The 9279-nt window shown below is 58.3% G+C and carries 3 protein-coding genes and 5 pseudogenes; 6 read left to right on the top strand and 2 right to left on the bottom strand.

What is annotated here, in order from left to right; genetic code table 11:
• Positions 1-79 precede the first annotated feature (79 nt).
• The 5 genes and pseudogenes from BY998_RS23605 to BY998_RS23585 all read left to right on the top strand — a co-directional run.
• A pseudogene (locus BY998_RS23605) lies at positions 80-729 on the top strand (IS701 family transposase); the annotation flags it as partial.
• 176 nt (positions 730-905) lie between these two features.
• Positions 906-2651, top strand: a pseudogene (gene glmS, locus BY998_RS23600) (glutamine--fructose-6-phosphate transaminase (isomerizing)); the annotation flags it as partial.
• 31 nt (positions 2652-2682) lie between these two features.
• Positions 2683-3675 (top strand): UDP-glucose 4-epimerase GalE, encoded by a 993-nt coding sequence (galE, locus tag BY998_RS23595; protein WP_110354119.1) that lies wholly within the window; start codon positions 2683-2685, stop codon positions 3673-3675.
• A gap of 186 nt (positions 3676-3861) precedes the next feature.
• A complete protein-coding gene (locus BY998_RS23590) occupies positions 3862-5796 on the top strand; it encodes a glycosyltransferase family 4 protein (protein WP_110354121.1) in 1935 nt (644 codons plus the stop codon).
• A 53-nt stretch (positions 5797-5849) separates the two neighbouring features.
• Positions 5850-6545: a glycosyltransferase family 2 protein gene (locus BY998_RS23585; RefSeq protein ID WP_181425612.1), complete on the top strand. Its 696-nt coding sequence runs from the start codon at positions 5850-5852 to the stop codon at positions 6543-6545.
• Between the two features lie 1116 nt (positions 6546-7661).
• Here BY998_RS23585 and BY998_RS23575 read toward each other — a convergent pair.
• Positions 7662-7835 (bottom strand): annotated as a pseudogene (locus BY998_RS23575) (transposase); the annotation flags it as partial.
• A 308-nt stretch (positions 7836-8143) separates the two neighbouring features.
• On the opposite strand from BY998_RS23575, the pseudogene BY998_RS24640 reads away from it, so the two are divergent.
• Positions 8144-8272: pseudogene (locus BY998_RS24640) on the top strand (IS630 family transposase); the annotation flags it as partial.
• Between the two features lie 58 nt (positions 8273-8330).
• On the opposite strand, the pseudogene BY998_RS24950 reads toward BY998_RS24640, so the two are convergent.
• Positions 8331-8462: pseudogene (locus BY998_RS24950) on the bottom strand (IS3 family transposase); the annotation flags it as partial.
• Positions 8463-9279: the final 817 nt, after the last annotated feature.

Genomic DNA, 9279 nt, shown 5'->3' with positions numbered 1-9279 from the left:
TGATCGACGTTCCAGGAGCGAAACACCTTGGCCATGAGCCGAGTGAATCACCCCCCAGCCTCGCCGTCGAGAGGATTACTCGGACAGGCTCCTAGCCATGCGCCCGGTCGCCAACTGGTTTGCCGATCAGGTCGATGCGCAGCCCGAGGGCAACCCGCCCGTCTGGCAGCGCCTGAGCGCGGGCGACGGTGCCAAGGGGCCGCGTCTGTATGAGTAGGCCTGTGTCCCCTATCGAGGGGCCGCGCCCGGTTTCCAGTGCGCGCTTCTGGTTCGTCGCTCTCTGGCCGATCCGGACGAGACGACCTTCTACCTGACCCACGCGCCGACCGGCACGCCGCTGTGCGATCTCTTGCGGATCGCAGGCCGGCGCTGGACCATCGAGAGTTGCTTCGAGCAGGCCAAGGCGAGGTCGGGCTCGACGATACGAGGTCCGATCGTATCCCGGCTGGCACCGGCACGTCACCCTGGCGATGCTGCCCACACCTACCTCGCCGTCCTGCGCCGGGCGGCTATCGGGGGCGTGGTCACGGCCAACCTCGCCGCGGATCTGCTGCCGCTGACCGTGCCCGAGATCCGTCACCTGCTGGCCGCTCTCGTCGGTCAGCCTCCGCCTGATAGCGCCGCGATCCTGCGCTGGTCCGTCTGGCGACGACGCCATCATCAGCGGGCAAGACGCGCCCATTGGCACGGCCGGACCCGAATGGCCAAACGACCAATCAAAAAGCGTAGGCCAACCAAAACTCGGCTGTAGTACTAGCCTTGTCGCGCGGCGATCCGCTACAAGCCGGCTCTCGCGCCACGCCCAAGGTCCGGCTCTTGCGTCCGGCCGTTGCTGGCGGCAGGCCGGGCACGCGCAGCTGTCCCTCAGCAGGAACTGCGACGAACAGACGGTTTGAGGATCGGCCATGTGCGGAATCGTCGGCATCGTCGGGCGTGAGTCGGTCGCGGACGCGTTGGTCGAGGCGCTGCGGCGGCTCGAGTATCGCGGCTACGATTCGGCTGGCGTCGCCACCTTGGATCACGGCCGGCTCGACCGCCGCCGGGCCGAGGGCAAGCTCTCGAACCTGCAGCTCAAGCTGGCCCAGGCGCCGCTTCCGGGCGCGATCGGCATCGGCCATACCCGCTGGGCCACGCACGGACGCCCCAACGAGACCAATGCCCACCCGCACGCCACCGAGCGGCTGGCGGTGGTCCATAACGGCATCATCGAGAATTTCCGCGAGTTGAAGAGCGAACTCGAAGCAGCGGGCGCGCGCTTCGAGAGCGAGACCGACACCGAGGTCGTGGCGCAGCTCGTCAGCCACCTGATGGAGCAGGGGCTCGGGCCTGTGGCTGCCGTCGAGGCGGCGCTGCCGCGCCTGCACGGCGCCTTCGCCCTGGCCTTCCTGTTCGCGGGCGAGGACGATTTCCTGATTGGCGCCCGCCACGGCGCGCCGCTCGCCATCGGCTTCGGGCAGGGCGAGACTTATCTCGGCTCGGATGCGCTCGCGCTCGCGCCGTTCACCGATCAGATCACCTATCTCGAAGAGGGTGATTGGGCGATCCTGACCCGCGACGGCGCCGAGATCCGCGACATCACCGGTGCCGTGGTGCGCCGGCCGCGCCAAAGAATCGCGACGCAGGCCTTCCTCGTCGACAAGGGCAACCACCGCCACTTCATGGCGAAGGAAATCCACGAGCAGCCCGAGGTCGTCGGCCGCACGCTGGCCAACTACATCGACATGGCGCGCGGTCAGGTCGTTCTGCAGGAGGAATTGCCCTTCGACTTCGCCCGGCTCTCGCGCCTCTCCATCACCGCCTGCGGCACCGCGTACTATGCCGGCCTCGTCGCCAAATACTGGTTCGAGACCCTGGCGCGTCTGCCGGTCGAGATCGACGTCGCCTCCGAGACCCGCTACCGCGAGCCGCCGCTGGAGCGGGACGGGCTGACGCTCGTGATCTCGCAATCGGGCGAGACCGCCGACACGCTCGCCTCGCTGCGCTACGCCAAGGCACAGGGCCAGCACACGCTGGCGGTCGTCAACGTGCCGACCTCGACCACTGCTCGGGAATCCTCGGCGGTGATGCCGACCTTCGCCGGGCCCGAGATCGGGGTCGCCTCGACCAAAGCCTTCTCCTGCCAGCTCACGGTTCTGCTCTGCCTCGCGCTGGCCGCCGGGCGCGCCCGTGGCACCCTGAGCGCGGAGCGCGAGCGCGCCGTCGTCGATGCGCTCATCACCGCTCCCGGCTTGATGGCGGAGGCGGTGAAGATGGAAGCCGAGGTCGAGGGGCTCGCCCGCGAGATCGCGAAGGCCCGCGACGTGCTCTATCTCGGCCGCGGCACGAGCTACCCGATGGCGCTCGAAGGCGCGCTCAAGCTGAAGGAAATCAGCTACATCCACGCGGAGGGCTACGCGGCGGGTGAACTCAAGCACGGGCCGATCGCCCTGATCGACGAGAGTGTGCCGGTGATCGTGATCGCGCCGCACGACGCCATCTTCGAGAAGACTGTCTCGAACATGCAGGAGGTTGCCGCCCGCGGCGGCAAGATCATCCTCGTCGGCGACGCGAAGGGCGCGGCGGCCGCCGGGCTCGACACGCTGGCGACGCTGACCATGTCGGACGTGGACCCGGTGATCGCGCCGATCGTCTACGCGGTGCCGATCAAACTCGATAGACTCTATCGGTAAAGGAGGAATAACGATGGCGATTCTGATCACGGGCGGCGCCGGTTATATCGGCAGCCACATGGTGCTTGCGCTGGTCGATGCCGGCCACGAGGAGGTCGTGGTCCTCGACGACCTCTCGACCGGTTACGATTGGGTCCTGCCTCCGGAAGTGCGTCTCGTCGTCGGCGACGTGGCCGACCAAGCCCTCGTCACCGAGACCATCCTGCGCCACCAGATCGACACGGTCGCGCATTTCGCGGCCAAGATCGTCGTGCCGGAATCGGTCGCCGACCCGCTCGGCTACTATCTCGCCAACACCGTGAAGACGCGCGCGCTGATCGAGACCGCGGCGCGCACGGGCGTGAAGCACTTCATCTTCTCCTCGACGGCCGCCGTCTACGGCGAGCCCGAGATCGTGCCGGTGCCCGAGACGCTGGCCACCAACCCGATCAACCCCTACGGCCGCTCGAAGCTGATGAGCGAGTGGATGCTCGCCGACGCGGCCGCCGCGCACGGCTTCACCTACGGGGTGCTGCGCTACTTCAACGTGGCCGGGGCCGATCCGCGCGGGCGCTCCGGCCAGTCGATGCCGGCGGCCACCCACCTCATCAAGGTCGCGACGCAGGCCGCGCTCGGTCAGCGCACGCATCTGGAGGTGTTCGGCACCGACTATCCGACCCGCGACGGCTCCTGCCTGCGCGACTACATCCAGGTCTCGGACCTGGCGGACGCGCATATAGTCGTGCTCGATCACCTGCGCCGCGGCGGTGAGAGCCTGACCGTCAATTGCGGCTACGGCCGTGGCTACTCGGTTCTGGAGGTGGTGGAGGTGGTCAAGCGCATCTCCGGCCGCGACTTCGAGGTGCGGCTGTCGCCCCGCCGGCCCGGCGATCCGGCCCAGATCATCGCCGGCGCCGACCGCATCCGCAACGAACTCGGCTGGACCCCGAAGTACGACGACCTCGACGTCATCGTCGCCCAGGCGCTTGCCTGGGAGGATACCCTGGCGAAGCGGAACCGCTTTTGACACCGGCCGGACGCCCTCTACATGATGTGCAAGGGAAAGCGGACCAAGAGACCGCATGCGGACCGTCGCGATGAAATACGACAAATCTCTACAGTCTCTCTAAGCAAAGGGCAATAAATGACCCATTTCGATGCCATACGGCCGACATCACACTAAGTAAATTGCCGAGAGAAAGTTGGTGAAGCTATGAAAAGGTGGCGAGTCCGTCGAGATCAGCTGCGGCAATATATTCCTTACAGTGTCTTAAAAAGGAAGCTATATAAACAAATTTGCGCCCTGGAGGAAACAATTTTATTCGACAAACAGTATTACAGTTATCAGGCGTCCAAGGCCGGGATCAAAGTTGATGCGCGACGCGCCGTTTGGCACTACGTCACGCTTGGCGACAAACTGCGTCTTAAGCCTCACCGACTTTTCGACACCCATTACTATCACGATATTTATAGAGATGTCGGATATGCTGGTGTATCGGCATTGCACCATTTTATCGAACATGGCGCACGAGAAAATAGAAACCCGCACCCAGCATTTGATAGCGCTTTTGTCAGGTCCCAAACTCACAGTCCCGAAAACCCTCTTATTTCGTATATCACAAGCGAAAAGGGAACTTTGAATCCACATAAGTTATTCGATGAGAAGTATGTTATAGGCCAACTTGCAGGCGAGTGTCCGGATGATAGAACCGTGCTTGAGGCCTATTTCGATGCCGATCTGGCAGTCGAACCGTCAGAGCAATTCAACGCCATTGAGTATTGCGATCGGCACCCAGACGTCAGAGGCTCACACCCATTCTACCACTACGTCAGATGGGGGGTCGGCGAAGGCAGATTAGCAACCGGGAAGTCACTTTCGATCGAAAATATCAAGGAAGAAGTCGAGCACATTGGAATGCTAGATCCGGACGTAATTGCTCCCTGGCAAAAACTTGATGAAATTGGAAGAGTTGATCGTCTGAAAATTGAATCTGCTGAAGAGCAAATGCTGTCGATGCTAACGAACTCTGTGGACTTACTTAAACCGACATTTGTTCACTTTACTGACGCCATGACGGCTGGCGGAGCAGAAAAAGTGCTCGTCAACATAAGCAATTCCTTTTCCGACAATGAAGGAGTGCAACAGGTAGTCATCATTATCACCGGCCACGGTGACCGCACTGCAGAACAATGGCTTGACGGTAAAAAGTTCGTAATTATTGATTTGTCCAACTTTGTTGATCTGATTTCGGATCATTCGGCTGCGCTTGTCGCAGCTGTGTTTCTGCGAATGCTAAAGTTGAAGGGCATTTTCGTCGTCAATTCGCACCTGGGCTGGGGCCTAATTGAGCGACACGGCAAAGTTCTGAGAGAATTCTGCAATCTTAGCGTGGCCTGCTTCTGCTACGACTATGACGGATATGGTAGGCGCGCCGGATTTGCGAGGACACACCTCCCTCGTGCTATAGACTTCGTAGATAAAATTATCACTGATAATCACGCATTTAAAAGTGTGCTAATTTCCGATCTAAGAATGGAAGATAAAGATGCGGCGAAAATAGTCGTTTTATACCAGCCGATAGACATCCCGAAGGAAGGTAGCGAAACCAATGAAAGATGGAAGCGAACTCCGCGGAATGTTTTGTGGGCTGGGCGGTTTTCGCAACAAAAGCGACTAGGTTTAGCGATCGAGATTGCAAGAAACATGCCGGAGTTACATTTTACTTTCGCGGGCGGTGATGAGAGCGACGTGAGATTATCAATCGATGTATTCCCGAAAAATGTTACTTTTTTCGGAAAATTTTCTGGCTTTTACTCTTTGCCTTTTGAGAGCTTTGACCTATTCCTTTACACTGCAGAATGGGATGGCCTCCCTAATGTACTGTTAGAAGCTGCTGCGGTTGAGTTGCCTATCGTCGCACCAGATGTTGGCGGTATTTCAGAGCTTATAAACGATAAGACGGGCTGGCTCGTTTCAAAACATTCTTGCGTCACTGCCTATGTAGATAAAATTGTTGAGCTTTGCAGCGATCTTCAGCTGGCCCGCACAAGAACAAGAACTCTTACAAGTTTGGTATCAGCAAGGCATAGTCGTGAGACATTTGCCGCAGAAGTAGCAAGCAAGATCTTAAACGGGTACGTAGAATGAGACCCTTGGAAGTATCTTTCATTGTTAACCTTCATCGCGAAGGAAGGTTGTGCTTGCCTAGCATCGAGACTGCGTTAACCGCTGTCCAAGCGGCTAATCAGGCTGGTGTGGCAGCAGAACTCGTGTTGATATTGGACAACCCCGACAGCATCACGATTTCAGCAGCTAAGAGGTTCGAGACTAATGCTCGTATAGAACTTACTAACGTCCGAGATTTAGGAGCAGCCAGAAATCACGGTGTTGGCTGCGCATTAGGCCGCTATATAGCATTCTTGGATGGTGATGATTTATGCTGTCGCAATTGGTTGGTCGCAGCATACCGCGAAGCGAAGCAATTTTCCAATCCTTGCATAGTTCACCCTAAATTTAATCTGTTTTTTGGGCGCGATTACTCACGATATTTCTGGATGCACCCTGATGTGCGAAAGGATTGCATCAAATTGAGCAGGTTACTAGTAGAGAACCTATGGACATCCTCGGTATTTGCAGAAAAAGATACTTTTATTCATTTTCCTTACGTCAGAAATGATTTAAAGAATGGAGTTGGTTACGAAGACTGGGCATTCAATGTGGAGACCGCAATTGCGGGGGTGAAGCATATAGTGGCACAGGACACTATCTTGTTTATTCGGCGCAATAAGGAGTCGAGTCTTTTGGTTGCTTCTGCCGCGCATGCTGTCATGCCTGATTTCGGTCGAGTCTTCGCTCGATATCCTAGTTTCATGGATAGAATCGATATCTGTCTATAAAGTTCAATGATGGCGGGTCACTTTGCCTCATTAGCGATAGCCTATTGTGTACGATCTATACTGCGAAGTTGTTTCATAGTTACCCGTTCAGCATATCGCACTCGATCGGATGGTCATCGCTGGCAATGAAAGTGAGACAAAATGATGGAGAGCGCAAATACTATCGCATGGAAATCCCGGCACAAAATTCGGCCGGATTACTGCTTGCAACAAGACCTGCAGGCCGACGACGGTCGCACCGAGAGAGATCATTAGCAGAAGGCAGTATATTTAAATGCACGGCGTATTGCGGCTCTAAATTGATTTAGCCGTGTGTCCGATTTCGGCTGCGGATCTGGTTATAAGCTTATGAAGTTCCTTTCTAAATATGAAACATTAAGGCTCGAGATCGAGCCCACCTTATCCTTTCTTAAAGAGAGGTATCCAACACGAACTTGGTTAAATGGCTCGTCAATTGAAGAGGTAGACTTGAACTTTGATCTAGTGATATGCTCGGACGTTTTGGAACACTTAGATGATCCATCGCGACTTCTCAGGAGATTTGCAAGCTCCAATGGAAAGATCTTTGTATTGTCGACTCCTGCCCTTGAATTGTTGTCGGAAAAGGGCGCATCGCGGCGAAATGGTCCTCCTATCAATAAAAGTCACCTGCTGGAGTGGTCTACCGTAGAATTTTCGAACTTCGTTCTGTCGGAGATGTCGATTCTTTCGCATTCAATCGTGAATCTGGCGCAGTCAACGCAGATGATTGTTGCTTGTCATAAAGGCAGAGAAACTGCCTTTCGCTTGCCGGAATTTGTCAGCCTGCGTTAGCAGCTGCGTACATCAAGTTACACTTGCAATAGATCTCTGGCGCGCGACTTTGATGACCTTAATCGCGGGGTGGAACATCTGTCTGATTGATCTCAGAGGGGAGCACGCGATGTCCGTAGCCGGGACGGAAACGACGTTGAGGCTTTGACCGACGAAGCTGCCGCAGACCAAGCAGCGCATTCGCCCGCTTTGCTGTCTGAAGTTTCGCCGCTCCTGCCAGCGCCTTCATCGACCGCCCATACGGGGGTGAGCGGCGCAAGATCGGCTGAATGCGAGCGGAAGCTGCCGAATGTCGCGGCCCGTAATGAACACCGCCGTGCGGACAGGCGCGCGACCGCCCGCGATAAAGCTCCTCCTTCGCCACCGACCGGATTGTCGCGTCCAAGGGGCTAAGCCGACCAGCGCGGCGACTTGCTTTCCATCAAGGTTTCCAAGCTCGGGCAGCTCCGCGATCAGCGTCCGCACGATCGTCGGTCCGAAAGCAATGATCAAGCGTGTAGGGCAGCGGCACGCCTGTCGGTAGTGCTGATTGGGTATCGGCGTGGAAAATGGGTTCATTCGCACTTTGTGCTGGCGGGCGGTTCAAGCGTTGATCGACGTTGTGGCTCGAGGGCAGCACGATGCCGATCTCGAATTCGTCGATGCCGTCGGTCCCGGACGGCGTTCAGGTCGATGATCTGACGCTGGACACGGTCGGGTTGCTGATCACCGCCCGAACCATGGCAGCCCAGGCCTGCTGTCAGGCCTGCGGGCGTGCTTCGGCGCGGGTCCACAGCAGGTATTGGCGGACGTTCAAGGACTTGCCGTGGCAGGGGGCGGCGATCGGCCAGGCATTCACGCGCTTCACTCCGCAGGAGTGCCGCAACTACCTCGCCGCAGCCGGCTACGAGAACGACTTGGCCGTCGCTACCTGACCGGGAACAGCTCTAATTGGGTTCGGTTTTCGAACTCGACAGGGCTGAGGTAGCCCATGTGGTTTACGGCCCAGCCCTCCGGCCGCAACAGGATGTGCAGCTGGCGGTAGCCGTAGCGCACCCGCGCGGCGGCGCGCTACTTCAAACGCATACGCAGCGCCAGCTTCGACCGCTCGGGGCGCGAAGCGCGGCTGATCGGCGCCGGATGAGGATGATTGCATCGATCTCGCTGCTTACTAGGGCGCAAGGTCGGGGCGCCCCATAGTATGATATAGGATTATAATCTTGACTCAGCTCGTTTTGTCGGCCATACTGCTGATATTGGTTGGACATGCCGCGTGCGGTTGCTGCCCCGACCGATGAGCATGAGGAGGCCCATTATGCCCCGGAGACCACGACGACTGCAGTTCACGCCGTCAGAGTGGCCCGCGCGCCGGGATCGCTCCGACCGCGCCGTCTCCCCTGCAGCCCGGCGCACGAACATCATGATGAGCCGACGTTGCAGCGGCCCAGGCCGCCCCTGGAATGGAATTAGGCGACGGTACCACTGGCGATCAGGCGCGCTATCACCTCCGCATGCTGGAGGAGAAACGTCTCATCGTTCGCGTCGGCCGAGGGAAATGGCAGCCGGCGCGACGCTCGACTGACGATCCCGCCGCTTACTTCAGTGCGATCCCTCCGGAAAACTCCGGTTTCGAAAGTGGAGGAAACTCCGCCCTCCCGAACGTCTTCCACTGAGCGTCGCCTAAACGAAGCGGAGCGCTCTGGAGCAAAAGCGGAGGGGCTGAAATGTGGCTTGTTGCAGTGACTTAGCGGAAGCGGAGGAAAGTGGAGGATTGTGGAGTTTGGCAGGCACAAAGCGGAGTACTCCGGAGGGGTGTCTATAGACCCCTCCGGATCCGAGCGCCGGACCTAGAGCGGCATCCGATCAGGTTGGATCGTAGGCGTCGTAGCCTGCGGCCGCGAGATAGTTGCGGCACTCCGCCGTTGAGAAGCGCCTGAACGCG

The organism is Methylobacterium sp. B4 (assembly GCF_003201865.1).
Lineage (GTDB): Bacteria > Pseudomonadota > Alphaproteobacteria > Rhizobiales > Beijerinckiaceae > Methylobacterium.
This window is presented reverse-complemented; position numbering and strand designations above follow the sequence as displayed.